The sequence below is a fragment of the Embleya sp. NPDC005971 genome, from assembly GCF_040629175.1.
Taxonomy (GTDB): domain Bacteria; phylum Actinomycetota; class Actinomycetes; order Streptomycetales; family Streptomycetaceae; genus Embleya.
Genome location: NZ_JBEXUX010000105.1, coordinates 1 through 25,691 on the forward strand (window position 1 = coordinate 1; position 25,691 = coordinate 25,691).

At 71.8% G+C, this 25,691-nt stretch carries 18 protein-coding genes, 1 pseudogene and 1 riboswitch; of the genes and pseudogenes, 4 read left to right on the forward strand and 15 right to left on the reverse strand.

Features of this window, described 5'->3' with window-relative positions; genetic code table 11:
- Positions 1 to 396 (reverse strand): annotated as a pseudogene (locus ABZ374_RS45245) (NlpC/P60 family protein); the annotation flags it as partial.
- 9 nt (positions 397 to 405) lie between these two features.
- A riboswitch (cyclic di-AMP (ydaO/yuaA leader) is annotated at positions 406 to 549 on the reverse strand.
- Between the two features lie 337 nt (positions 550 to 886).
- Between ABZ374_RS45245 and ABZ374_RS45250 the strand changes: the two are divergent.
- On the forward strand, positions 887 to 1,243 hold the full coding sequence (locus ABZ374_RS45250; protein ID WP_360323922.1) for a hypothetical protein: 357 nt from the start codon (positions 887 to 889) through the stop codon (positions 1,241 to 1,243).
- A 13-nt stretch (positions 1,244 to 1,256) separates the two neighbouring features.
- Here the strand turns inward: ABZ374_RS45250 and ABZ374_RS45255 are convergent, their stop codons facing one another.
- Positions 1,257 to 1,976 (reverse strand): PIG-L deacetylase family protein, encoded by a 720-nt coding sequence (locus tag ABZ374_RS45255; RefSeq protein WP_360323891.1) that lies wholly within the window; start codon positions 1,974 to 1,976, stop codon positions 1,257 to 1,259.
- Between the two features lie 119 nt (positions 1,977 to 2,095).
- Here ABZ374_RS45255 and pcrA point away from each other — a divergent pair, with 119 nt between their 5' ends.
- Positions 2,096 to 4,612, forward strand: a complete 2,517-nt coding sequence (pcrA, locus tag ABZ374_RS45260; RefSeq protein WP_360323893.1) for a DNA helicase PcrA — start codon at positions 2,096 to 2,098, stop codon at positions 4,610 to 4,612.
- A 91-nt stretch (positions 4,613 to 4,703) separates the two neighbouring features.
- Here the strand turns inward: pcrA and ABZ374_RS45265 are convergent, their stop codons facing one another.
- Positions 4,704 to 5,900: a hypothetical protein gene (locus ABZ374_RS45265; RefSeq protein WP_360323895.1), complete on the reverse strand. Its 1,197-nt coding sequence runs from the start codon at positions 5,898 to 5,900 to the stop codon at positions 4,704 to 4,706.
- A gap of 304 nt (positions 5,901 to 6,204) precedes the next feature.
- Positions 6,205 to 7,794, reverse strand: coding sequence for a glutamine-hydrolyzing GMP synthase (gene guaA, locus ABZ374_RS45270; protein ID WP_360323897.1), 1,590 nt, complete (start codon positions 7,792 to 7,794; stop codon positions 6,205 to 6,207).
- A 290-nt stretch (positions 7,795 to 8,084) separates the two neighbouring features.
- On the opposite strand from guaA, the gene ABZ374_RS45275 reads away from it, so the two are divergent.
- The gene (locus tag ABZ374_RS45275) at positions 8,085 to 8,369 is read left to right on the forward strand and encodes a chorismate mutase (protein WP_360323899.1); all 285 of its coding nucleotides are present in this window, start codon (positions 8,085 to 8,087) and stop codon (positions 8,367 to 8,369) included.
- Between the two features lie 551 nt (positions 8,370 to 8,920).
- On the opposite strand, the gene ABZ374_RS45280 is transcribed toward ABZ374_RS45275, so the two are convergent.
- From ABZ374_RS45280 to ABZ374_RS45330, 11 genes are all read right to left on the reverse strand, one after another.
- Positions 8,921 to 10,507, reverse strand: a complete 1,587-nt coding sequence (locus ABZ374_RS45280) for a succinic semialdehyde dehydrogenase (RefSeq protein WP_360323901.1) — start codon at positions 10,505 to 10,507, stop codon at positions 8,921 to 8,923.
- A 129-nt stretch (positions 10,508 to 10,636) separates the two neighbouring features.
- Complete coding sequence (locus tag ABZ374_RS45285; protein ID WP_360323903.1) at positions 10,637 to 12,022, reverse strand: NAD(P)/FAD-dependent oxidoreductase; 1,386 nt, start codon at positions 12,020 to 12,022, stop codon at positions 10,637 to 10,639.
- 81 nt (positions 12,023 to 12,103) lie between these two features.
- Entirely contained in the window at positions 12,104 to 13,957 is a 1,854-nt protein-coding gene (locus ABZ374_RS45290; protein WP_360323905.1) for a protein kinase, read from the reverse strand.
- Positions 13,958 to 14,167: 210 nt separating this feature from the next.
- On the reverse strand, positions 14,168 to 15,811 hold the full coding sequence (locus ABZ374_RS45295; RefSeq protein ID WP_360323907.1) for a protein kinase: 1,644 nt from the start codon (positions 15,809 to 15,811) through the stop codon (positions 14,168 to 14,170).
- A gap of 278 nt (positions 15,812 to 16,089) precedes the next feature.
- The gene (locus tag ABZ374_RS45300) at positions 16,090 to 17,931 is read right to left on the reverse strand and encodes a serine/threonine-protein kinase (RefSeq protein ID WP_360323909.1); all 1,842 of its coding nucleotides are present in this window, start codon (positions 17,929 to 17,931) and stop codon (positions 16,090 to 16,092) included.
- A 233-nt stretch (positions 17,932 to 18,164) separates the two neighbouring features.
- The gene (locus tag ABZ374_RS45305) at positions 18,165 to 19,871 is read right to left on the reverse strand and encodes a glycerol-3-phosphate dehydrogenase/oxidase (protein ID WP_360323911.1); all 1,707 of its coding nucleotides are present in this window, start codon (positions 19,869 to 19,871) and stop codon (positions 18,165 to 18,167) included.
- Between the two features lie 195 nt (positions 19,872 to 20,066).
- Positions 20,067 to 21,182 carry a GuaB3 family IMP dehydrogenase-related protein gene (locus ABZ374_RS45310; protein WP_360323913.1) on the reverse strand — a complete coding sequence of 372 codons (1,116 nt, stop codon included), beginning with the start codon at positions 21,180 to 21,182 and terminating at the stop codon, positions 20,067 to 20,069.
- Positions 21,183 to 21,304: 122 nt separating this feature from the next.
- Positions 21,305 to 22,807: an IMP dehydrogenase gene (guaB, locus tag ABZ374_RS45315; protein WP_360323915.1), complete on the reverse strand. Its 1,503-nt coding sequence runs from the start codon at positions 22,805 to 22,807 to the stop codon at positions 21,305 to 21,307.
- A gap of 241 nt (positions 22,808 to 23,048) precedes the next feature.
- On the reverse strand, positions 23,049 to 23,255 hold the full coding sequence (locus ABZ374_RS45320) for a hypothetical protein (protein WP_360323917.1): 207 nt from the start codon (positions 23,253 to 23,255) through the stop codon (positions 23,049 to 23,051).
- On the reverse strand, positions 23,252 to 23,845 hold the full coding sequence (gene shbA, locus ABZ374_RS45325; RefSeq protein ID WP_205354273.1) for an RNA polymerase sigma factor ShbA: 594 nt from the start codon (positions 23,843 to 23,845) through the stop codon (positions 23,252 to 23,254). Before shbA ends, ABZ374_RS45320 begins: the two co-directional genes overlap by 4 nt.
- 233 nt (positions 23,846 to 24,078) lie before the next feature.
- The gene (locus ABZ374_RS45330; protein ID WP_020549179.1) at positions 24,079 to 24,690 is read right to left on the reverse strand and encodes a response regulator transcription factor; all 612 of its coding nucleotides are present in this window, start codon (positions 24,688 to 24,690) and stop codon (positions 24,079 to 24,081) included.
- A gap of 502 nt (positions 24,691 to 25,192) precedes the next feature.
- On the opposite strand from ABZ374_RS45330, the gene ABZ374_RS45335 reads away from it, so the two are divergent.
- Positions 25,193 to 25,552: a WhiB family transcriptional regulator gene (locus ABZ374_RS45335; RefSeq protein ID WP_360323920.1), complete on the forward strand. Its 360-nt coding sequence runs from the start codon at positions 25,193 to 25,195 to the stop codon at positions 25,550 to 25,552.
- The last annotated feature ends 139 nt before the right edge of the window (positions 25,553 to 25,691 follow it).

Here is a 25,691-nt window from a genome sequence, read left to right on the forward strand (position 1 = left end):
CTCGGGGTCGCCGCTGAGCGCGAGCGAGAGCGACGGGGGCAGGCCGCCGGTGCGGTACTGGTTGGCCGCCAGGACACCGATCTGGTCGCGCAGGGCGTTCAGCGCGGTCTGTTCCTCGGTGATCCGGGCCTGCGTCTGGTTCGCGGTGCCCTGCTGCTTGGTGATCTGCTCCTCGACGCCGTTGGCGGCGTCGGTGGCCTTGACCACGTCGCTGTGCAGTTGGTTGACGCGATCCTTGGTCTGCTGGAACGTCTGCGCGGGATCCGCGCTCGCGGTGCCGGCGAAGGTCATCACGCCGGTCATGGTCGCCGCGGCCGTGACGACGGTCGCTGCGGTACGCACGGCGGTGCGCGGCTTGGGCTTGCGGTGCTGCCCGGGTCGACGTTGGGACGCCACTGGTGGCGGGTCTCCTTCCTCGGCCGCCTACCGGGTTAGCTGACGGGTTCGGGCGGAAGAAGGCGCCCTACGGTGCCGGAGCACCGATTCACCCCAGGGACTGCGAGGGTCCCCGGTTCCGGCTTCGCATCGCGATGACGGCGGTTGCCCGACATCACCGAAAGACGTCCCCGAATTCGGCGGAGGCGATCGTGCCGACCGGGTGGCCGACGTCGAGTCCGATCGCCTGTCGGAGAACACTAGTCACAGCCGTGTCACGACCATCACCATTGGCCCCTGCATTGCCAAAACTTTACCAATCCCGCCGTTTCCTTCTCCGCGTATCACGGGAAAAGCGCCCGGATTCCCGAAAGTCGATCTTGAGTCGATTTGGCGAATATTGCCGGCATATGACCCGCCGATGATCATCGACCGGCCGCCGGCTAAGCTGCGGCGGCAACTGCAGCGGCGTCCCGGATGCCGCGCGACGGTCGACGAGGAGTTGTACGACGTGGACGTTCTGCGGCAGATCCTGCTGATCCTGCACATCGTGGGCATCGCGTCCCTGCTCGGCGGCTTCCTCACCCAGATGTCCGCGCTGCGCGCCGGCGACGGGCGGATCGTGCCCGCGATGACGCACGGCGCGCTGACCATGCTGGTCACCGGCCTGGCGCTGGTCGGCGTGGTCCAGGCGGGTCTGGACAAGGACGTGGACAACGCCAAGATCGGCACCAAGCTGGTGATCCTGCTGGCCATCCTGCTGCTGGTCTGGGGCAATCGCGCCGCGGACCGGGTGTCCTCGAAGGTGCTCGGCGCGATCGGCCTGTTGACCGTGGCGAACATCGCCATCGCGGTCATGTGGACCTGAGGCCCGGGCCGCCCTACCGGGTGTCCACCACCCGGAACACCTCGGCCATCAGCCCCGCCCCCAGCCCGAAGCGCTCGGCGTTGCCGGTGAGCATCCCGGCGACCTGCTCGCGCAGCCCGGACAGGTGACTCGTCTGACTCGCGTGCGACAACAGCGCCGCCATCTTGCGTTCGAACACCGCGCTCACCTCGACCGCGTGATCCGGTGCCGGCGTCGGCGACAACCACGTCTCCGACACGGTCCACTCCTTCAGCCCCTCCACCTCCAGCAGCTCGGGGTGCGCGAACGGATTCCGGGCGTCCGGATAGATCGCCCGCATCGCCGCCTCGCCCGCCTCCAGATGATCCGGATGACTGGGCGCGAGCCGGTTCCAGTCCCGCTCCGGGCTCGGGATCACCATGCGCTGCGGTCGCACCTGCCGGATCACCCGGGTGATGTCGCGCCGCAGCTCGAAGGTCGCCGCCAGCCGCCCGTCCGGATGACCGAGCCAGTACAACCGCCGCACCCCCACGTGCGCCGCCGCCGCGCTCTGCTCGGCCCGCCGGATCCCGCCGATCTCGGACCGCGGCACCGCCGGGTCGAAGCCGCCCGCGTCCCCGTCGGTGACCAGGCAATAGCTCACCTCGATCCCGGCCTCGGTCCAGGTCGCCACCGTCCCGGCCGCCCCGTAATCGATGTCGTCGGGGTGCGCGGCCAGCACCAGGACCCGCTCCACGTCGCGATCGTCCAGCACGATGTACTCCTTGATCCGGTCGACCCGACGACGGGAAACCCGTCGTCGGCGCGACGATCCTCGCTCGGTACAAAGGGCCGAGCACGACTCGCTTGTTACCCACCTAGACTCGGGGAACGATGAGCAGCCTCTTCGACGACATCCCCCTGCCCGGTTTCGAGACCGCGGCCAAGAAGTCCCCCACGAGCCCCGCGGACGACATCCCGCTGCCGCCCGAGCCGGACGACAACCAGGTATACGGCCTGCCGGAGGACTATCCGGACGACCTCTACGAAGGGCAGTACGCGCCGCCGGCCGAGCCGCGCGACGCCTACTACCGCAACGGCGCCCCGCGCCCGGTGGTCGATCCGGCCCGGTTGCTCGACGGGATGAACCCGCAACAGCGCGCCGCGGTCGTCCACGAAGGGACCCCGCTGCTCATCGTGGCCGGCGCGGGCTCCGGCAAGACCCGCGTGTTGACCCATCGCATCGCCCACCTGCTCGCCGCGCGCGGTGCGCACCCCGGCGAGATCCTGGCGATCACCTTCACCAACAAGGCCGCCGCCGAGATGCGCGAGCGGGTGGAGGCACTGGTCGGACCGCGCACCAGGGCGATGTGGGTGTCCACGTTCCACTCGGCGTGCGTGCGCGTCCTGCGGCAGCAGTACAAGAAGCTCGGCATGAGTTCGTCGTTCTCGATCTACGACTCGGCCGACCAGCAGCGGCTGATGGCGATGGTCTGTCGCGACCTGGACCTGGATCCGAAGAAGTTCCCGCCGCGCAAGTTCAACGCGCAGGTGTCCAACCTCAAGAACGAGCTGATCGATCACGAGGACTTCGCCGCGAAGGCGATCAACGAGACCGAGCGCATCCTGGCGCAGGCGTACACGATGTACCAGGAGCGGCTGCGCCAGGCCAACGCGCTGGACTTCGACGACCTGATCATGACCACGGTGCACCTGCTCCAGGCGTTCCCGGACGTCGCGGAGCACTACCGGCGGCGCTTTCGACACGTGCTGGTCGACGAGTACCAGGACACCAACCACGCGCAGTACATGCTGGTGCGCGAATTGGTCGGCGGCGCCGCGGGCAGCGGCCCGCGCCTTACCGCGGACGGCGAATTGGTCAATCCCGCCGAGGCCGGGCTCGTCGGGCTCGAACCGGCCGAGCTGTGCGTGGTGGGTGACGCGGACCAGTCGATCTACGCGTTCCGCGGCGCGACCATCCGCAACATCCTCGACTTCGAGGCGGACTACCCGAACGCCCGGACCATCCTGCTGGAGCAGAACTACCGGTCCACACAGACCATCCTGAGCGCGGCCAACGCGGTGATCGAGCGCAACAGCAACCGGCGCGCGAAGAACCTGTGGACGGACGCCGGCGCGGGCTCCGCGATCGTCGGCTACGTCGCGGACGACGAGCACGACGAGGCCCAGTTCGTCGCGGACGAGGTGGATCGGCTCACCGACGCGGGCAAGACCAAGCCGGGCCAGGTCGCGGTGTTCTACCGGACCAACGCCCAGTCCCGGGTGTTCGAGGAAGTGTTCATCCGGGTCGGGCTGCCGTACAAGGTCGTCGGCGGCGTGCGCTTCTACGAGCGCCGCGAGGTCCGCGACGTGCTCGCGTATCTGCGACTGCTGGCCAACCCGGACGACACGGTCTCGCTGCGACGGATCCTGAACGTGCCCAAGCGCGGCATCGGCGACCGGGCCGAGGCGTGCCTGGACGTGCTGGCCGCGCGCGACCGGATCCCGTTTGCCCAGGCGCTGCGCCGGGCGGAGGACGCGCCGGGCCTGGCCAAGCGGTCCGCCAACGCGGTCAACGGCTTCGTCCGGTTGCTGGACGACCTCACCGCGGTCGTGGACGGTGGCGCGGGTCCGGCCACCGTGCTGGAGGCGATCCTGGAACAGACCGGCTACCTGGCCGAGTTGCAGGCGTCCAGCGACCCGCAGGACGAGACCCGGATCGAGAACCTCCAGGAACTCGCGGCGGTCGCACTGGAGTTCGAGCAGGCCCAGGCCCAGGAGGGCGGCGGCGGCACACTGGCCGACTTCCTGGAGCGGGTCTCCCTGGTGGCCGACTCCGACCAGATCCCCACCGACGGCGACGACGGCGGCGTGATCACCCTGATGACCCTGCACACCGCCAAGGGCCTGGAGTTCCCCACGGTGTTCCTGACCGGCCTGGAGGACGGCGTCTTCCCGCACATGCGTTCGCTGGGCGACGCGAAGGAGCTGGAGGAGGAGCGTCGGCTCGCCTACGTGGGCATCACCCGTGCCCGCGAGCGGCTCTACGTCACGCTCGCGAAGATGCGCAGCGCGTGGGGCGCGCCGTCGTACAACCCGCCGTCGCGCTTCCTGGGCGAGTTGCCGGAGAAGCTGGTCGACTGGCGTGGCACGTCCCCGTCGGCGGCCAAGGCGCTGTCCGCGACCAAGTCGACCGTCGGCTCGCGCGGCGGTTTCGGCAAGGGCGCGCAGATCAAGGAACGGCCGATCGTCGCGCTGTCCCCCGGCGACCGGGTCACCCACGACAAGTTCGGTCTGGGCACGGTGGTCTCCACAGCCGAGAGTGGTGACAAGGCGAAGGCCACGATCGACTTCGGCGCCGGCGGCGAGAAGACCCTGCTGTTGCGCTACGCGCCGGTGCAAAAGCTCTAGCGTCGGATACGCGTGCGGGCCGGGCCGAATGAATCGGCCCGGCCCGCACGCGTATCCGCGCACCGTCTCGGCGGCGTCGCCGAGACGGTGCCTAAGCGGTGATCTGGATCTCGTAGGGCGCCGACTCCACGCCGGACGCCGAGACCACGCACAGCTCCACCCGGCCGGGTTCGACGTCGACCGGGACCGGGACGACCACGCACGCGTCGGACGGGTTGGCGAAGCCGGTGTCGGCCGGGATCAGCGGGGCGTGCACGTGCACCGCGCCGAACTTGACCACCACCCGGGCGAGCAGGTCCGCCTCGTGCGAGCCGCCCGCGGCGAGGTTGATCCCGCGCACCTCGATGTCGTCGCCCTGGCGGACGGCGGAGTCCAGGTCGCCGCGGGTGCGCACGCGGACCACGGACAGGATCACCGGGCGGTCGTTCTCGGCCAGCTTGCCCGCGAGATAGGTGATCACCGAGACCACGGCGAGCGCGACCAACGTGGCCGGGATGTCCGGGAGTCGGTCCGGGTCGCGGGCCAGGCCGACCACCACGAAGCCCACCGCGACCAGGTTGACGAGCAGGTACTGCGCGTCCACGAAGGAGGCTCGGCCCGCGTCGTCGGTGACCAGGTCGCGCAGCGCGGCCCGGTCGGCGCGCAGCTTCTGCAACACCCGGCGGCCGACCTTGTCGCCGACGATGCGCCGGACCGCGACCGCGGCCAGCAGCGGCGCGGCCACCAGGGTGATCTGGTCGAGCGCGACATTGCCGAGCCGATCCAGCAGCCGATCCCGCTCGCCGGCCCCGGAGGCCGAGGCCAGCCGCATGCCCAGGAAGGCGAAGCAGTACATCAGCGCCACCATCCACAGCGCGGCGACCGCCTTGGAGGTGGACAACCGGCCGTCCAGGCCGCGTACGGGCGCGAACACGCCACCGCTCGTCCGGGCGGCCCACCCGACCACGCTGAGCGCTCCGGCGACCACCACGGCGGCCACGATCCCGGCGGTGCGCGAGCCGGTCCAGCCGGCGCCGATCGCGGTGAGGGCCTGAACCAGGACGAGCACCGCGACCAGGAGCCACAACACGATCAGCGCGCGCCCGCCGAGCACTTGCAGCCAGGCGCGCCCCTGGGCCCGGCGCACGGCCGCCAACTCCTGTGCCTTGCCCCGCAGTTCGTCGGAAATCCACTGGCGGGCGCCGCCGTCGGAGTGGGCGACGGCCGAGGGCACACCCTCCTTGCGGGCCAGGGTTCGCCTCAGCGTCTCGAAATCGGCGACGGTCCTGCGGTATTCCTCCCGGACCACGCAATGACAGTCCGGTCCGTGCACACCGACACCGTGCGCCACTTCGCCACGCCCTCCCCACCACCACATACGAACGTGCTCGTTCAGCGGCACATTGTGCCGCATCCGAGGGGGGTCGCATGGGCCCGGTCGGGGGATCGCACGGTTTGTCGATCCCAGACCCCGGGCGACCTCGATCCCGGTCCCCCGCAAGGCGACCCGCCGGCCGTCGCGACGCGTTTCCACGCCCCCCGCGAACGCCGCCGGCCCCCGCCCGGAATCGGGTGGGGGCCGGCGGCGCGCACGTGCGATGCGACGGTGGGGACTACTCCCACTCGATGGTGCCCGGGGGCTTGCTGGTCACGTCCAGCGTGACCCGGTTGACCTCCCGGACCTCGTTGGTGATCCGGTTGGAGATCCGGGCCAGCAGGTCGTAGGGCAGGCGCGACCAGTCGGCCGTCATGGCGTCCTCGGAGGAGACCGGACGCAGCACGATCGGGTGGCCGTAGGTCCGGCCGTCACCCTGCACGCCGACCGAGCGCACGTCCGCGAGCAGCACGACCGGGCACTGCCAGATCTCCCGGTCCAGGCCCGCCCGGGACAACTCCGCGCGAGCGATCGCGTCCGCCTCGCGCAGGATCTCCAGTCGATCGGCGGTGACCTCGCCGATGATCCGGATGCCCAGCCCCGGACCCGGGAACGGCTGACGCCAGACGATCTCGGACGGCAGGCCCAGTTGCTCGCCGACCGCGCGCACCTCGTCCTTGAACAACTTGCGCAGCGGCTCGATCAGCTTGAACTGCAGGTCCTCGGGCAGCCCGCCGACGTTGTGGTGCGACTTGATGTTCGCGGTGCCGGTGCCGCCGCCGGACTCGACCACGTCCGGGTACAGCGTGCCCTGGACCAGGAACTCGACCTCCTCGCCGTGCGCGCCGGCCTCGGCGACCACCTCGGCGGCGGCCTGCTCGAACACCCGGATGAACTCGCGCCCGATGATCTTCCGCTTCTCCTCGGGGTCGGTGACCCCGGCGAGCGCGGTCAGGAAGCGCTCCTGCGCGTTGACCACCTTGAGCGAGACGCCGGTGGCCGCGACGTAGTCGCGCTCGACCTGCTCGGGCTCGTCCTTGCGCAACAGACCGTGGTCCACGAAGACACACGTGAGCTTGTCGCCGACCGCGCGCTGCACCAGCGCCGCGGCGACCGCGGAGTCCACGCCGCCGGACAGGCCGCAGATCACGTGCTTGTCGCCGACCTGCTCGCGGATCAGCTCGACCTGCTCCTCGACGATGTTGACCATCGTCCAGTTCGCCGCGAGCCCGGCGCCCACCTTGAGGAAGCGCTCCAGGATGGCCTGGCCGTGCTCGCTGTGCATCACCTCGGGGTGGTACTGCACGCCGTACAGCCGCGCCCCGTCGTTCTCGATCGCGGCGACCGGCGCACCCGCGCTGGTCGCGGTGACCGCGAAACCGGCCGGCGCACCGGAGACCGAGTCGCCGTGCGACATCCACACCGACAACGCGGCGGGCAGCCCGTCGAACAACGTGCTCGTGGGACCGGTCACGGTCAGCGGCGTCGCGCCGAACTCGGCGAGGCCGGTCTTCTCCACCACGCCGCCCAGACTCTGCGCCATGGCCTGGAAGCCGTAGCAGATGCCGAGCACCGGAACACCGGCCTCGAACAGTGCCGGGTCGATGCTGGGCGCCTCGTCCGCGTACACCGAGGAGGGGCCGCCGGACAGGATGATCGCGGCCGGCCGCTTCGCGAGCATGTCCGCGACGGGCATGCTGTGCGGCACGATCTCGCTGTACACACGCGCCTCGCGCACCCGGCGGGCGATGAGCTGGGCGTACTGGGCACCGAAGTCGACGACGAGGACGGTCTCGGTGCCGCCCCCGTCCGGGCTGGCAAAGGTCACGAGGGGCCTTCCGGCGAAGCGAAAAAAGGGGTGGATGCCGATTCTACCGGCGCCGCGCGGGTGACCCCGGCTGGTGTCCGCGCCGGCGGGCCCGACATACTGGCGCCATGTCCTCGTTCGACGTGACGCGCAGCTTTACCTATGGCACCGGGATCCCCGGCGCCGCCGTCATCGCCTGAACGAGTACAGCCACAGGCAGACGAAGACGCCCCGGGTCCGGTACCCGGGGCGTCTTCGCGTTTGCCGCCGACACCCCGGAGCACGGCCCCCCTCCGGAGAGCAGGCCACCGATGGAAGACACCACCACGACCCCGCAGTCCCCTCAGGACGTGATCGGCGCCGGCCGAGCCCGGATCGACGATCTCGACCGACGCATCATCGAGCTGATCACCGAGCGGGTGGACACCTCCGCCGAGATCCAGCGGGTCCGGGTCGCGTCCGGCGGCGCGCGGGTGCAGTTGTCCCGCGAGATGGAGGTCATCGCCCGCTACCGCGACGGATTGGGCAAGCCCGGGACGACCGTGGCGCTGACGCTTCTCGAGCTGTGTCGCGGTCGGGTCCGCCCGCAGGCGTAACCTCACCGCGCCGGCGGTCGTTGTGACTGATGGCCGGCCCGCTTGATGCGCGGGCCGGGCAACGCAAGGCCGCCGACGCGATGAGGCGCGCTCGACCAGTGCGCCGTGGGACCTCGCGTTGGTGTCGTGACCGGGACGCAGGGGACAGCAACCGGTCACAACCCCGCCGGCGGCCGGTGTCGGGGACGCTCGACACCGGCCGCCGCGCCTTGGGCCGATCCGTGGATCGCCCCCGAACGCACCGCACCTCGACGTGCCTCATTCACCGCCAAGCGGATCTTTCACGCCAAAGTCGCCGGCAGCGCCCACAGTAGCGGGATTCCCGCCCCACCCCGGTGGTCGCGCGGGACCGCACCCCGGGGTCGGAGACGTCCGGTTAGCCGCAAATGATGATCATTAACCGCTCGATAGATGTCATTTTGTCCCGACTTGGCGGCACCCGCTCCACACTCCCCCGTCGCCGGGAATTCACCCTTCCGTCCCCGCACGCCCCGCGAGCCGCACATCGCGCCTCCACGCCCGTGCGCCGCGGGGCGGGACGGGACGGGGCGTCACCGCACGCGGAGTACCTTCATCACCCGCAGCGACAGGGTCAGCGAGCGGGCCCACTGTTCGTCGCTCATCCCGAACGGGGCCGCGATCGGCAACAGGCGCTGGGTCGCGACGGTCTGTGCCTCGGTGAACTTCATGATGCCCTCGGCGCCGTGCCGCCGACCGAGCCCGGAGTCGCCCATGCCACCCATCGGCGCACCCGCGCTGCCGTAGGCCGCCGCGTAGCCCTCGTTGACGTTCACCGTGCCCGCGCGCAGCCGTCGGGCGAGCGCGCCGCCGTGTCGGGTGTCGCGGGTCCACACGCTCGCGTTGAGGCCGTACGCCGTCTCGTTCGCGCGGGTGACGACCTCTTCCTCCTCGGTGAACCGGTACACCGACACCACCGGGCCGAACGTCTCCTCCGCGCACACCGCCATCTCGGGCGTGACGTCCGCGAGCACCGTGGGCTCGTAGAACAGCGGACCCAGGTCCGGCCGCGCGGTGCCGCCGATCAGCACCCGCGCGCCCGCCGCCCGCGCCTCGTCCACATGCCGGGTGACCGCGTGCAACTGGCGGCGCGAGACCAGCGAGCCCATGTCGGTGTCCCACGCGAAGCCGGCCGCGAGCTTCATGGTCTGGATCCGGGCCAGGAAGCGGTCCAGGAACGCGTCGTGGATGTCGGCGTGCACGTACATGCGCTCGATCGAGACGCACAGTTGACCGGCCGAGGAGAAGCACGCGCGCACCGCGCCCTCCGCGGCCCGATCCAGGTCCGCGTCCGCCAGCACGATCATCGCGTTCTTGCCGCCCAGCTCCAGCGACGCGCCGACCAGGCGCGCGGCGGCTTGCCGGGCCACCTCGCGGCCGGTGCGGGTGGAGCCGGTGAAGCCGACGTAGTCCGCGCCCTCGACCACGGCGGTGCCGACCACCGGGCCGTCGCCGAGCACGATCTGCCACAGGTCCTCGGGCAGGCCGCACTCGATCAGCACGTCCTGGGCCCACAGCGCGGTGAGCGCGGTCTGCGTGTCCGGCTTCATCACCACCGCGTTGCCCGCGATGAAGGCCGGGATCGCGTCGCCGATGGACAGCGCCAGCGGATAGTTCCACGGCGAGACCAGGCCGACCACGCCCTTGGGGTGGCGCACCTCGATCGCCTTCGTCAGCACCGGCAGCGCACCGGCCCGACGACGCTCGCGCAGGTAGCCCGCGGCCCGCCGGCCGTAGTGCCGCGAGCACAGCGCGACGTCCAGGACCTCCTCGAACGCGTGCTTGCGCGCCTTGCCGGTCTCGGTCTGGATGATGTCCAGGATCTCCGACTGACGCTCCAGGACCCGGTCGTGGAAACGCAGGAACACCGCCGTGCGCTCGCGCACCGAACGTTTGGCCCACGCGGTCTGCGCGAGCCGCGCGCGGGCGAACGCGGAGGTCACGTTCTCCGGCGTGGACTCGGGAAGCTCGGCGATCGGCGACCCGTCGAACGGACTCCGAGTGGTCACCATGGTCGGCACGGGGCCGGTCACCACGCGTCGGGCGAGCCGCTCCGCGGGCAGGCTCGGCAGGTCGATGGATGCGGCTGCTGCCGGCGCGGGCGCTGCGATGTCCGTCATGGCACCAGCGTAGACAGCACTACTTGTCGGTAACAAGGACTGCTCGCCACGAGAGCGGACGCAACGGACACAATCCACCCGCCCGCACCACCCGACGGCCGAAACCCGCAGCCCGCCGCGCCGCCACGCTCAATCCGTGTCGAGGTCCGCCAACGCCGACTCGATCGTGCGGTGGTAGGTCGGATAGGCGTACATCATGTCCCGCAGGGTGGCCACCGGCACCGCCGCTCGCACGGCCACCACGAGCGCGCCCAGGATCTCGCCGCCGGCGGGTCCCGCGGCGGTCGCGCCGACGAGCACCCCCCGGTCGACGTCCTCGATCACCTTGACGAAGCCCCGCGCACCGGTGATGTGCCCGCGCGAGGAGGCGGCCAGATCGGCGATGCCGATCCGCACGTCGAGGCCGGCCGCCCGGGCCTGGTGCTCGGTCAGGCCCACCGCGCCGATCTCCGGGTCGATGAACGTCACCCGCGGCAGCGCGCTGTGGTCCGCGTCGGGGCCCGCCGGGCCGCGGCCCGTCGCGTGCAGGATCGCCTTGGTCACGATCGCCGACTGGTACATCGCCACATGCGTGAACGCGCCCTGTCCGGTGACGTCGCCGACCGCCCAGACCGCCGGCGGCTCGCCACCGGGCCGCACCCGCAACTGCCCGTCCACCGGCAGCGCGTGCGCGTGCGGGTCGACCCCGAGCGCATCGGCGCCCAGGGCGACCAGGTCCACCCGGCGGCCGGTGGCCACCAGCAGCTTCTCCGCCTCGATCGTCTGCCCGTCGGACAGCGACAGGGTGAAACTCTTGCCGTCGTGGGCGACCCGCTCGGCCCGCGTGTCCAGGTGGATCCGCACACCGTCCTCGGTCAGCGCCCACGCGGCCAGGTCGGAGGATTCGGGATCCTCGACGGCCAGCACCCGATCGCCGTTCTCCACGATCGTCACCTGCGTACCGAACCTGACGAACACCTGGGCCAGTTCCAGCCCGATCGCGCCGCCGCCGAGCACCGCGAGCGAGCGCGGTGCCGCGTCCGCCTCGATCGCCTCGCGGTTGGTCCACAGCGGAGTGCCGGCCAGGCCCTCGATCGGCGGGACGAACGCCTTCGTGCCGGTGCCGACCACGATCGCGTGCCGGGCCCGGTAGCGCCGCGCCACGCCGTCGGTGCCGGTCGCCTCGACCGTGTCCACGTCGGTGATCCGGCCGGCTCCGCGCACGAACGTCATGCCCTTGTCCACCAGCCGGTCCACCGCGGCCCGGTCGTTCCAGTCGGCGGTCAGCTCGCGCACCCGCGCGGCGACCTTCGACCAATCGGGGTGTGCCAGACCTTGGGCCTCGCCGGCCGCGTACACCATCGCCTTGGACGGGATGCAGCCCCAGTACGGACACTCGCCGCCGACCAGGCCGTCCTCGATGCCCACCACCTCCAGCCCGGCCGAGGCGAGATTGCCGGCGACGGCCTCACCGCCCACGCCGAGACCGAGGACGATCACGTCGACGTCGATGGGATCGGCGGCTTGCGGGCTCACGGGTACCTCCGAGTGGGTCGGGTGTTTCGCACCGTACCCCGCCGGGATGCGATGATTCGGCGCTCGGCTCCGCCGGCACGCTCAGTTCTGCTGGAAGTAGGCCGCGACGTTCTGGAACGCGTCGTGCGCCTTGGACCAATCGGCCTCGTACGACGCGACATAGATCGCGTAGTCGGTGTTCCGGTCGGTGACGATGCCCAGGTCCATGGCGTGCGCCGGCTTGGTGCTGCCGGTGGCCAGCGGGTCGCCGTTCCAGGTGAACTCCCAGACCGCCGCCTGCCAGCCCGGCCGGTATCCGGCGTAGTCCTTGAGCTGGACCTGACGGTAGCTCGACGCGTATCTGGACTTGAAGCCCGTCTCGTTGGCGCTGAAGTTGGCGAGCGGGTTGCCGCCGACCTTGGTCAGGCCGATCCGGATCAACACCTTGCCGTCGGCGGTGCGGTAGTCGACCTGGTCCTTCTGCGTCCCGGTCACCTCACGCCTGGCGCCGACCGGTACGAACAGGCTGAAGCCCGCCGCGTCCTTGGTCCATACGTAGCCCGGCAGCGCGGTCGGCCCGGTCGTGCCGCCGCCCTGGGTGCCCTGGGACGGCGGTTTGGCCGGCGGCACCACGGCCCCGCCGGCGGACGGCGTGCCGGCGGCCGGCGACTGGTTGTCCGGGATCTGCGGGGCCGTCCCCGCCCCGGACGACTTCGTGTTCGTGGCCGTCGTGTCGTCCTTGCCGTCGTCCCTGGTGACCAGGACCCCCACCACGACGCCGCCCACGATCAGCGCGACCACGAGCGCCACGACCGAGACGATCCGACCGGTGCCGCGGCGGCGCGGTTCGGGCATCGGGCGGTACGGCTGCGACGGTGTCTGTTGCGGCGGCCCGCCCGCAGGGGTGTCGCGGGTCGCCGACGTGCCCGCGTCGGCGGGCGAATACGCCGGCTGCGACCACGCACGGGGTGGGGTGTTGCCGCCGGGGTGCTGGGCCGCGTCGCCGTCGAAGCCCGGCTGCGCGTGCTGGTGCGGGTCGTACGCGCCGGCCGGCGTGGTCGGCTGCTCGGACGTCGCGGGCTGGTGCGTGGGCGGCGGCGGTACCGCGTCGAACTGACGGGACGGCGTCGAATCGGCCACCTCGCGCAGGATCCGGGCCCCTTCCCGGGCGCCCATCCGCTGGTCCGGGTCCTTGACCAGCCAGCCGGCGATCACCGGTTCGAGCCCGCCCGCGTGCCGGGGCGGGTCGGCCTGATCGGTCAGGATCGCGTTCAGCGTGCTGATCATCGTGCCCCGGCGGAACGGATTGCGACCCTCCACCGCCATGTAGAGCACGACCGCCAGCGACCACAGGTCCGCGCCGAGCAGCGGACGTTTGCCCTCGGCACGCTCGGGCGCCAGGAAGTCCGGCGAGCCGACCAGCATGCCGGTCGTGGTGAGCGTGGCGGTGCCGGTCGCGGTGGCGATGCCGAAGTCGGTGAGCACCACCCGCCCGTGCGTGGTGACCAGGATGTTCGCGGGTTTGACGTCGCGGTGCACCACACCCTTGTCGTCGGCGGCGAGCAGCGCGTCGAGCACCTTGAGGCCGAGTTCGGCGGCGTCCGCCGGGGTCAGCGTGCCCTGGGTCTCCAGGATCTCGGCGAGCGACTGGGCCTCGACCAGCTCCATCACGATCCACGGGATGTCGCCCTCCTCGACCACGTCGTGGATGGTGACCACGTTGGGGTGACCGATCCGGGCGGCCGCGCGGGCCTCGCGCAGCGTGCGCTCGCGGGCGAGGTCCTTCTCCTCGTCGTCGAGATGGTCCGGCAGCCGCAACTCCTTGATCGCGACATCGCGATGCAGCATCTCGTCCACAGCACGCCATACCGTGCCCATGCCGCCTCGGCCGAGCATGGTGCCCAACCGGTAACGCCCGCCCACGATCCGGCCGCGCGTGCCCCCGGTCTGTGCCACTTGCCCTCCCCGCGTCAACCGACTGTCCCGCCGGCCAGCCACCAGACTAGAACTCGTCACATTGGATGCGACGGCCCGGTCCGGCGGGCGGATCGAAATCTGCGATGTGCCGCGATCACCCGCGCGGATCCGCGCCCGCCCGCACCGACGCTCCCGCAGACCCGCGGCACGGCGCCCGTCGGGGCGGTCCTGCCGGGGCCCGGGCCCGGGTCAGCTCGTCGTGCTCACGCCCCCCGAGTCCCCCGGCGAACCGCTCTGTCCACCGGCGCTGCCGCCCTTGGACGAGTCGATCGGCGGACGTGTGGTCGGCGGCGCCGAACTCGACGGCGGCCGACTGGACGGCGGCCGCGAGGTGCTCGGCGCCGTGGTCGAGGGGCGGGCCGTGCCCGGGTCGGTGCGAGTGGGCCGCGCGGTCCGGGTCGACCCACTGCCCTGGTTGCCGTTGCCGGGCGTACCGGTGTCGTCGTGCCCGGCACCGCCCGAGGATCCGGTGGGGCGCGTGGTGTCCCGACGGGTCTCGGTGCCCGGCGCGTTCGGGGCGATCGGACCGCCCTGCGACGCGCCGCCCGACCCCGGCGAATCCGAGCCGCCTCCGCCCTGCCCGCCCACGGCCGTCGGCACCCAGATCGCCAACGCGGTCACGGCGGCGGCGACCATGGTGCCCAGGACGACGGTCCGGCGCCGCTTCCCGGCCGCGGCGTTCGACGCCGACGGGCCGGTGGGCGCACCGATCAGCACCGGGTTGCGCCGGTCGTCGGCGGTGGCCGAGGCATGGAGCGCGTCGGCGGGCGAGTACGCGCGCTCCCCGGTCATCGGGTAGCCGCCGGTCGCACCGTCCGGGTCGGCCCGACTCACCGCGCCGAACGAGGGCGCCGGCGGCACCGGCGGTTCCTGGTGCCACAGCGGCGGCACCTGCGGAGTCGGCGCGGCCTGCCAGGACGAGTGGGTGACCCCCCGCACCCCGCCGGGGTCCTGCACCGTCGCGGTGCCCGGCGGGATAGGCAGCGGGCCCGCCTCCTCGGCGGGCACCTCGACCAGGGCTGCCATCAGCAGTCGCTCGGTCTCGTCCTCGTCGGCCCGCTCCAGCGGGTCCTTGCGCAGCAACGCCTCGATCGCCGGCCACAACGCCTGGGACCGGCGCGGCGGCGCGGGCTCGTCGGTGAGCACGGCGGTGAGCGTGTCCATGGCCCCGGTGCGCCGGAACGGCGAGAAACCCTCCACCGCCTGGTACAGGGTCACCCCGAGCGACCACAGGTCCGAGGCGGGGCCGGGCCGACGCCCGAGCACGCGCTCCGGCGCGAGGTATTCGGGCGAGCCGACCAGCATCCCGGTGGCGGTGAGCGTGACCGACCCGGCCACGGTGGCGATGCCGAAGTCGGTCAGCACGATCCGGCCACCGGGCACCATCAGGATGTTGCTGGGCTTCACGTCCCGGTGCAGCACGTCGGCGGCCCGCGCGGCGCGCAGTGCGGCAAGCACCGCCAGGCCGACCTCGGCCGCCTCGTGCGGGGCCAGCCGGCCCTCGTCCAGCACGTCGGTGAGCGAGGGGGCGCGGACCAGTTCCATCACGATCCACGGGCGCCCGTCGTCCTCGGCGACGTCGAAGATGGTGACCACGTTGGGGTGGGTGATCCGGGCCGCCGCGCGGGCCTCGCGCAGGGCGCGTTCGCACCGCCCCTGGGTGTCCATCTCGTCGAGGTCGTCCGGTATCCGGACCTCCTTGACCGCGACGTCCCGGCGCAGCAGTTCGTCGAAGGCGAGCCAGACCGTGCCCATCCCGCCCCGACCGAGCGGCTCGGCCAACCGATAGCGCCCGTCCACCAGGCGGCCGTTCATACCGCTGTCGTGTGCCACGTGGTCCTCCCCAAGACCGTGGACATCTCCCGATCCGCCTTGTCGGCGCGTGATTGGCGTCACGTGTAGGACGTCCGAGGCGCTCCGAAGGTTCCGTCGCTGAAGGTACGTTCGGCCACCCGGCGCACGACGCTCCCGGGGCGGAACGAGGCCGAACGCCCCGGCCGCGAACCGCGGTCCGGACCCGGGACCCGAAAGTCCCAGGTCCGGCCGGGCACACCCGCCCGTCCCGGCCCCTCGGCGCGATCGTGTCCGAGCGGAACCGGGTCGAACCGGGTTCAGCCCGCGATCGACAGGTGCCCGCGCGCGTGCTCGTAGTACGCGCCGGCGGTGCCCCACAGGTCGTCGCGCCCGCGCACGGTCAGCCAGTAGCGCACACCGGACGTGGTGCGCACCACCAGGTCCTTGCCGTGGTAGGTGGTCAGGTCCTGTCCGCGCCAGATGTACTCCCACTCGGCGGCCTCGTGCCCCCGGTAGTCGGTGACGCGCAGGAGCAGGCGTTCGTAGTCCTCGCCGTCCAGGCGTTCCCGGCCGCCGATGCTGCCGTGCTCACGGTGTGCGACCGACTCCTCGGGGGCCATCACGATGCCCCGGTCGACGGTGACGGTCACCGAGATCAGCCGGTCCGGATCGGTCACCGTCAGGCCGCTCGCGCTGTCCGTACAGGTCCAGCCCTCCGGGACGGGCAGCGCGAAGCCCAGATCGGTCCGCCGCCGACGCCGCAGTCGCGGTATCACCTTGTTGTCCACGAGCGGGCCGACCACCAGGCAGCCGCCGATCAGGGCGCCCACCACGATCGGATTCGGATTGATCTTCGCGGCCTCCAGGGCGCCGCCGGCGATCACCCCGAGCAACATCGCCACCGGCACCGACCGGGAGATCCGCCGGTGCGGCAACACCAGCCACACGCTCAACGCGAGCGCCAGCAGCACGATCGTGTACATCCCGGTCCAGCTCCCGAACGCGGCCAACCAGCGCGCGCCGGCGGCGGTGGCGATGCCGACCGAGGTCAGGATGGTCGTCCAGTGCCGGAACCACCAGCGCGGCCAGCGCCGGTAGCGGGCCCGGAAGGCGCCGCCCTCGCGGGGCAGCCGCACGTTCGGCGAGGTCTCGTGCAGGCTCCCCCGGGGCGGCCGGTCGGCGCCGGCGCCGAGCTTGCCCGTCGGCCGGGGGGTCTGCGACCGGTCCGCCGGTTGGGGCCGGCCGGACACGCGCACCCCGTGCCGGCGGACCGGGCCGCGCTGGGTCCGGTCCGGCACAAAGCGCTCGGCGATCAGCCCGGCCGGCGCGGGTGCCCCCTCGGCGACCTCCACGAGCAGGTCGCGCACCTCCTCCGGGGAGCCGCGCCGCGCGGGGTCCTTGACCATCAGCGCCTTGAGCACCGGGGTCAGCGGGCCGGCCAGGAAGATCTCCGGAAAGCGGCCCGCGGCGACCGCGCCGAGCGTCGCCGCGTGCGTGTTGCGGCGAAAGGCCGGGCGGCCCTCGACCGCCTCGAACAAGGTCGCGCCCAGCGACCACAGGTCGGCCTGCGGCCCGGGCTGCTCGCCCGCGATCTGCTCGGGTGCCAGGTATTCGGGCGAGCCCACCATCGCGCCGGCCTGGGTGAGGGTCGCGCTGTCCTCGACCGAGGCGACCCCGAAGTCGGTGAGCACGACCCGGCCGTTGCGGGCGAGCAGCACGTTGGCGGGCTTGACGTCGCGGTGCAGCACGCCGGCCTCGTGCGCGGCCTCCAGGGCGGCGAGCAGTCGCAGGCCCAACTCGGCGACCTGCTCGGGCGGGATCGGGCCCTCCTTGTCCAACTCCTGGGCCAGCGAGAGACCGCGGACCAACTCCATCACGATCCACGGCCGCCCGTCCTCCTCGGCCACGTCGAAGATGGTCACCACGTTGGGGTGATCGATCCGGGCCGCCGCCCGGGCCTCGCGCATCATCCGCGCACTCAGCGTGCCGCGATCGTCTTCGTCCACGAAGCGGGGCAGCCGCATCTCCTTGACCGCCACATCACGGTCGAGCATGGTGTCCACGGCCCGCCACACGGTGCCCATCCCGCCCCGGCCCAGTTGATCACCCAGGCGGTATCGCCCCGCGACCAAACGCTCGGGTGCTTCCGGGTCGGTCAAGTCTCTCGCTCCCCATGCAGCCGCGGCCCCGCCGCGCGATCGGGTGGTTGCCTTTTCCATACTCCGGTCCGGGGTCCGGCGAGGTCCACCGGTTCGGGGACGAACATCGCGGAAAGACACCTGCCCGGCGTATCGGTGGAACGTGGCAACGCCCGGGAAGGTGCCCACGGCGCCGGCCGATCAACCGTTGCGTGCCCGACGGTTCCTTCCGCGACGGCGCCGGCCCCGTGCCCTCACCCGGGCACGATGTCCTGCGCGCCCAGGCGCACCGCGTCCGCCGTGTGGTCGTCCATCTGTTCCTGGGACGAGCGCTCCGCCTCGATGCGCTTGACGTAGTAGTCCACCTCCCGCCGTTGCTGCTCCTCCTCCCAGCCGAGCACCCGGGCCATCAGCGCGGCACACGCGCGGGCGGCCCGGGCGCCCCGGTCGAACATCTCGATCGACACCCGGGTGCGCCGATCCAGTACGTCGTCCAGGTGCAGCGCACCCTCGTGGGTGCACGCGTAGACCACCTCGGCGGCCAGATAGTCGTCCGCGCCGTCCAGCGGATAGGCCAACTCCGGTTCGTCCGCGATCAGCGCGAGCAGTTCCTCGATCATCGACCCGTACCGGTTCAGCAGGTGCTCCACCCGGGCCACGTGCAACCCGGCGCGGGCCGCGATCGAGGCCCGCGCGTTCCACAACGCCGGATAACCCTCCGCGCCCGCGAGCGGCACCGTCTCGGTGCAGCTCGGCGGGACCTTGCGATCCAGCCCGTGTACGGCCGCGTCCACCGCGTCCGAGGCCATCACCCGATACGTCGTGTACTTGCCGCCCGCGACCACCACCAGGCCGGGCACCGGGTGCGCGACGGTGTGCTCGCGCGAGAGTTGCGACGTGGCGTCCGACTCGCCCGCCAGCAGCGGTCGCAGGCCCGCGTACACACCTTCCACGTCCTCGCGGGTGAGCGGCACCGCCAGCACCCGGTTGACGTGCTCCAACAGGTACTCGATGTCCGCCCGGCTCGCCGCGGGGTGCTCCTTGTCCAGTTCCCAGCGGGTGTCCGTGGTGCCCACGATCCAGTGCCGGCCCCACGGGATCACGAACAACACGCTCTTCTCGGTGCGCAGGATCAGGCCGGTCGAGGAGTGGATCCGGTCCCTGGGCACCACCAGGTGGATGCCCTTGGAGGCGCGGACGTGGAACTGCCCGCGCTCGCCGACCATGGCCTGCGTCTCGTCCGTCCACACCCCGGTCGCGTTGACCACCTGCCCGGCCCGGATGTCGTAGGTCCCGCCGGTCTCCATGTCGCGCACGTGCACGCCCACCACCCGCTCGCCCTCGCGCAGGAAGCCGGTCACCGCCGCCCGCGAGGCCACCTGGGCACCGTAGCCGGCGGCGGTGCGCACGAGCGTCATCGTGTAGCGCGCGTCGTCCATCTGCGCGTCGTGGTACTGCACCGCGCCCACCAGCGAGTCCTTGCGCAACGCCGGTGCCAGACGCAGTGCCTGACGTCGAGTCAGTTGCCGGTGCCGGGGCAGTCCGCGGCTGCGCCCGGCGGAGGCCGCCATCGTGTCGTAGAGCGTCACCCCGGCGGTGACGTACGGCCGTTCCCAGCCGCGCCGGCGCAGCGGGTACAGGAACGACACCGGCTTGACCAGGTGCGGCGCGAGCGTCTGCAACAGCAGCCCGCGCTCGCGCAACGCCTCGCGCACCAACGCGAAATCGAGCATCTCCAGGTAGCGCAGGCCGCCGTGGATCAACTTGCTGGACCGGCTGGAGGTACCGGACGCCCAGTCCCGCGCCTCCAGGAGACCCACCGAGAGGCCACGTGTGGCCGCGTCGAGGGCGGTGCCGGCGCCGACCACACCCCCGCCCACCACGATCACGTCCGACTCGTGTTCGGCCATCCGCCGCAGCGCCAGCGCGCGCGCCGCGGGCCCCATCGCCGTGGTCCGCATCAGCCACCTCCGAAACCGATCCACACCTGCCGGACCACACCCATCGGGCGACTCGCCCCTCCCCCGCCTACCCAATGCCCGTCGGACCGACCACGCGTTCGGCCGTTCCGGGTCGGTCCGACCGTCGGTGCCGCGCCCGGGGGAACGCGAACGGCCCCGAACACCAAGGGTGTTCGGGGCCGCTCGGGGAACGGGTCAGTGTGCGGGCGAGACCGTGACCTCGACCTGCTGGAACTTCTTCAGCTCCGAGTAGCCGGTGGTGGCCATCGCCCGGCGCAGCGCGCCGAACAGGTTCATCGAACCGTCGGACACGTGCGAGGGGCCGAGCAGGATCTCCTCCAGCGTGCCCACCGCGCCCAGGTTCATCCGCCGACCGCGCGGCAGCTCGGGGTGGTGCGCCTCCGAGCCCCAGTGCTGACCGGCGCCGGGGGCGTCGCTCGCCCGGGCCAGCGCCGAGCCGATCATCACCGCGTCCGCGCCGCACGCGACGGCCTTGGCGATGTCGCCGCTGCGGCCCACGCTGCCGTCGGCGACCACGTGCACGTACCGGCCGCCCGACTCGTCGAGGTAGTCGCGGCGCGCCTCGGCCACGTCCGCCACGGCGGTGGCCATCGGCACCGCCACGCCGAGCACGCTGCGGGTGGTGTGCGCCGCGCCGCCGCCGAAGCCGACCAGGACACCGGCCGCGCCGGCCCGCATCAGGTGCAGCGCACCCTGGTAGGTCGCGCAACCGCCGACGATCACCGGCACGTCGAGGTCGTAGATGAACTGCTTGAGGTTCAGCGGTTCGGCCCGCCCGGACACGTGCTCGGCGGAGACCGTGGTGCCGCGGATCACGAACACGTCCACGCCCGCGTCGATCACGGCCTTGTGGTACTGCGCGGTGCGCTGCGGCGACAGCGCGGCGGCGGTGACCACGCCCGAGTCGCGGATCTGCTTGATCCGCGCGCCGATCAGCTCCTCCTTGATCGGCTCGGCGTAGATCTCCTGCATCCGCCGGGTGGCCGCGTCCTCGTCCAGCGCGCCGATCTCCTCGATCAGCGGTGTCGGGTCCTCGTAGCGCGTCCACAGCCCTTCGAGGTTGAGCACACCCAGGCCGCCCATGCGACCGACCTCGATCGCGGTCTGCGGCGACACGACGCTGTCCATCGGCGCCGTCAGGAACGGCAACTCGAACCGGTACGCGTCGATCTGCCACGCGATCGAGACCTCTTCGGGGTCCCGGGTCCGCCGGCTGGGGACGATGGCGACGTCGTCGAAGTGATAGGCACGCCGGCCACGCTTGCCCCGGCCGATTTCGACCTCAGTCACGTTGCGCCTCTCCTGCTGGAATCGGTGGATGGGAAAATCCCCGTATCCCAGGGTACGGGGCGGGCAAACCGGCAAGAGGCCCCGCCCGCGGTACGGACGAGGCCCCTGGGAGGTGCCGTGGATCAGCGCGAGTGGTAGTTCGGCGCTTCCTGCGTCATGTGGATGTCGTGCGGGTGCGACTCCTTGAGCCCGGCCGAGGTGATCCGCACGAAGCGGCCCTTGTCCTGGAGCTCGGTGACGGTCGCCGCGCCGGCGTAGCCCATCGACGCGCGCAGGCCGCCGATCAACTGGTGCGCGACGGCGGAGAGCGGGCCCCGGTAGGGGACCTGGCCCTCGATGCCCTCGGGGACCAGCTTGTCCTCGGAGAGCACGTCGTCCTGGAAGTAGCGGTCCTTGGAGAAGGACTTGGCCTGGCCGCGCGACTGCATCGCGCCGAGCGAGCCCATGCCCCGGTAGGACTTGAACTGCTTGCCGTTGATGAAGATCAGGTCGCCGGGGCTCTCCTCGCAACCCGCGAGCAGGCTGCCCAGCATCACCGTGTCGGCGCCGGCCGCGATCGCCTTGGCGATGTCGCCGGAGTACTGCAGGCCGCCGTCGCCGATCACCGGCACGCCCGCCGCGCGGGCCGCCTGGGCCGCCTCGTAGATCGCGGTGACCTGCGGCGCGCCCACACCCGCGATCACCCGGGTGGTGCAGATCGAGCCGGGGCCGACGCCGACCTTGACGCCGTCCACGCCGGCGTCGATCAGCGCCTGCGCCCCGTCGCGGGTGGCGATGTTGCCGCCGATCACCTCGACCTTGGTGTTCGCCTTGACCTTGGCGATCATCTCCAGGACGTTGCGCGAGTGGCCGTGCGCGCTGTCCACCACGATGAAGTCGACGCCGGCCTCGACCAGTGCCTGGGCGCGCCGGTAGCTGTCGTCGCCGGTGCCGATCGCGGCGCCGACCACGAGCCGGCCGTCCGCGTCCTTGGTCGCGTGCGGGTACTGCTCGCTCTTGACGAAGTCCTTGACCGTGATCAGCCCGCGCAGCTTGCCCGCGTCGTCGATCAGCGGCAGCTTCTCCACCTTGTGCCGGCGCAGCAGTTCCATCGCCTGGTCGCCGGTGGTGCCGACCTTGCCGGTGACCAGCGGCATCGGGGTCATGATGTCGCGCACCCGGCGCGAGTGGTCCACCTCGAAGCGCAGGTCGCGGTTGGTCACGATGCCCAGCAGCCGACCGTTGTCGTCGGTGACCGGGACGCCGCTGATCCGGAACCGCGCGCACAGCGCGTCGACTTCCTGGAGCGTGGCGTCCGCACCGATGGTGATCGGGTCCAGCACCATGCCGGCCTCGGAGCGCTTGACCGTGTCCGCCTGCGCGGCCTGGTCCTCGACCGAGAGGTTGCGGTGCAGCACGCCGACGCCGCCCTGCCGGGCCATGGCGATCGCCATCCGGGCCTCGGTCACGGTGTCCATCGCGGAGGACAGCAGCGGGATCCGGACGCGGATGTTGCGGGTGACCCGGGCGGAGGTGTCCACCTCGCTCGGCACGACGTCGGACGCGCCCGGCAGCAGCAGGACATCGTCGTACGTCAGCCCGAGCATCGCGAACTTCTCGGGTACGCCGTCGGCCGTGAGACTCATGACACCTTCCGAAGGTATTCCGATGGACCGCTCCGCCGGCCCGCTCCCCGTCGACCTGCTCCTCGAAGCCGGCCTGCTCCTCGAAAAAAGCAGGACCGGTTCCCGGGTACGGGGGAACGCGCTCTCGGCAAGCGGATGGGTGGATTGAGGGTTCATGCTACTGGCCCCACGCGATGCTTCGAGCCCGGTTGCCGATGGTGAGCACAACCGCGCACCGGGGCCGCACCATTCCCGGGCCGGGTCAACAGCGGTCGGGCACCACCCGGCGACGGTTCGCCGCGGTGCCGTCGACCTCGGCGAGCAGCGCGCCGAACAGCCGGGCGACCCGGTCCTGGGCGGGGGTCGGACGGCGCCGCCGCAACTGCTCGACGAGTTCGTCGTCCTGCCGCAGCAGGCCCAGGTCGGCGGTGCCGGATCGGCCGCCGAGCCGCACACCGCCGCCGTTCACGCGGTCTTCTCCTCGCCCGCCAACGCCCTCAGGCGAGTCAGCGCACGATGCTGCGCGACCCGCACCGCGCCGGGCGACATGCCCATCGCCCGCCCGGTCTCCTCGGCGGAGAGGCCGACGGCGACCCGCAACACGAGCAGCTCGCGCAGGTTGTCGGGCAGCCGGCCGAGCAACGCCCGGGCGTGCGCGGCGTCGCTGCGCCGCACCACCTGATCCTCGGGCCCCGGATGGTCGTCCACCGCCTCGGGCAGATCACACGTGGGCACCGCACCGCGCATCGCGGCGCGCTGCACGTCGACCACCTTGTGCGCCGCGATGCCGAACACGAACGCCTCGAACGGACGGCCCTCGTCGCGATATCGCGGCAGTGCCGACAACACCGCGAGGCAGACCTCCTGCGCCGCGTCGTCCGCCGCGTGCTCGGCGCCGGAGACCCGGCCCAACCGGGCCCGGCAGTAGCGCAACACCAGTGGTCGGACGTACGCGAGCAGTTCGTCGGTCGCCTGCACGTCCCCTTGGACCGCACGAACCACGACGGCACGCATGCCGTCGTCGGCCTGCGCGTGTGCTTCGTACGGCTCGTCCGGCATTCGCTCGGGGGTCCCACCCATGCCATTCAGTATGCAGGGATCGGCGACCGAATCGCGGCCATGCCGACCCGGGGGACTCATCCGGCCCCCCGGGCAACGGCAATCACCGCACGGACCCTCGCCCGTCGGGGGCCGCCGACACACGCGTCATCGCACAAGTCCCCACCGACCGTGCCCACCCGGGGAGTGATCCCCCGGGCCCTCACGGCCGGGGGAGCGCTCGCCTGCGTGCGTCATCGCACGAGTCCCCACCGGAATCCGAGCGCGACCGCGTGGGCCCGGTCGGATGCGCCCAGCTTCTTGAAAAGCCGGCGCGCGTGGGTCTTGACGGTGTCCTCGGACAGGAACAGCTCACGCCCGATCTCGGCGTTGCTGCGTCCGTGACTCATGCCTTCGAGCACCTGGATCTCGCGTGCCGTCAGGGTCGGCGCCACGCCCATGTCGGGCGAGCGCAACCGCCGGGGCGCGAGCCGCCAGGTCGGGTCGGCAAGCGCCTGGGAGACGGTCGCGCGCAGTTCCGCGCGCGAGGCGTCCTTGTGCAGATATCCCCGAGCCCCGGCGGCGACCGCGAGGGCCACGCCGTCCAGGTCCTCGGCCATCGTCAGCATGATCACCCGTGCGCCGGGGTCGCCGGCCAGGAGGCGGCGCACCGCCTCGACGCCGCCGAGCCCGGGCATCCGCACGTCCATGAGGACGAGGTCGGACCGCTCCGCGCCCCAGCGCCGCAGTACCTCCTCGCCGCTCGTGGCCGTCGTCACCCTCTCGACGCCGGGGACCGTGGCCACCGCCCGCCGCAGGGTCTCCCGGACCAGCGGGGAATCGTCGCAGACCAGGACGGTCGTCATCGCCGGCCTCCGCAGTGGATCCGCGTCACGTTGAGCCTCCACGCCTGTACGTACCGTTTCCTTTGCGGCGGTCCCGAAGGGCGGTGGTCGGGGTCCGACCCCGACCGCCTTCGTCGCCAACCGCTTCACCCACCCCAACGAGCATCACTCGAAAGGGTTACGGGGGGAGTTCCGCTCCGCCGTTACGACAACGAGGCGACCAAGCCCGAGGACACGCAAGGGTGATCGCGCGCGTACACCCCGCCACCTTCCACGCGTCTCCCCCTCGATTCCCGCCCGGGCGGACCCGCCCCGAGCCGTCGGACGACCTCATCGGCCACCAGGGTGAGTAATTTTTTCTGGTTTCGGTGCATAAGTGGGAATTAGGATTGGAACTGATCATTTCGTGACACAGTCGCACCTACTTCTGATCGCTTGATCACGACTGTTCTGCACGGTCTGCACCAGAGGTGGCAACCCTGCTCACCGACAACTCGTACGCGATAAGCAAGAGGGACGAGTCATGGCTGATTTCTCGCGACTCCCCGGCCCCAACGCCGATCTGTGGGACTGGCAGCTCTCGGCAGCCTGTCGCGGAGTCGACAGCGCACTGTTCTTCCATCCCGAAGGCGAGCGAGGCGCCGCCAGGGTCGCCCGGGAGGCTTCGGCCAAGGAAGTCTGCATGCGGTGCCCGGTCCGTCGCCAGTGCGCCACGCACGCCCTCAAGGTGCGCGAGCCGTATGGCGTATGGGGCGGCCTCACCGAGGACGAACGGGTCGAACTCGACAGCGACCGCCGGCACGGGGTCGCCGCGGAACGAGCGGCGGCGGCCGCGGGCAGCGGGTCCGGGGCGCACCACGGCACCGAGGCACTGAGGCACTGAGGCACCGAGACATCCAAGACCGCAACCGAAGAAGGCTCGGCGGCCCGTCCCCGGATCCGGGCCCGCACCGCTGACGTCCCATTCGGTCCGCGGGTTGCCGGTCTTGCTGTTCTCACAGACGACCGCGTTCGTGACCGGC

What these genes read in the sequence shown, in the direction of transcription:
- ABZ374_RS45305 (WP_360323911.1), bottom strand. Translation starts at nt 19,871, where the DNA reads ATGCGGACCACGGCGATGGGGCCCGCGGCGCGCGCGCTGGCGCTGCGG.
- shbA (WP_205354273.1), bottom strand. Translation starts at nt 23,845, where the DNA reads ATGCCGGACGAGCCGTACGAAGCACACGCGCAGGCCGACGACGGCATG.
- ABZ374_RS45280 (WP_360323901.1), bottom strand. Translation starts at nt 10,507, where the DNA reads ATGACGGACATCGCAGCGCCCGCGCCGGCAGCAGCCGCATCCATCGAC.
- guaB (WP_360323915.1), bottom strand. Translation starts at nt 22,807, where the DNA reads ATGAGTCTCACGGCCGACGGCGTACCCGAGAAGTTCGCGATGCTCGGG.
- ABZ374_RS45335 (WP_360323920.1), top strand. Translation starts at nt 25,193, where the DNA reads ATGGCTGATTTCTCGCGACTCCCCGGCCCCAACGCCGATCTGTGGGAC.
- pcrA (WP_360323893.1), top strand. Translation starts at nt 2,096, where the DNA reads ATGAGCAGCCTCTTCGACGACATCCCCCTGCCCGGTTTCGAGACCGCG.
- ABZ374_RS45330 (WP_020549179.1), bottom strand. Translation starts at nt 24,690, where the DNA reads ATGACGACCGTCCTGGTCTGCGACGATTCCCCGCTGGTCCGGGAGACC.
- ABZ374_RS45275 (WP_360323899.1), top strand. Translation starts at nt 8,085, where the DNA reads ATGGAAGACACCACCACGACCCCGCAGTCCCCTCAGGACGTGATCGGC.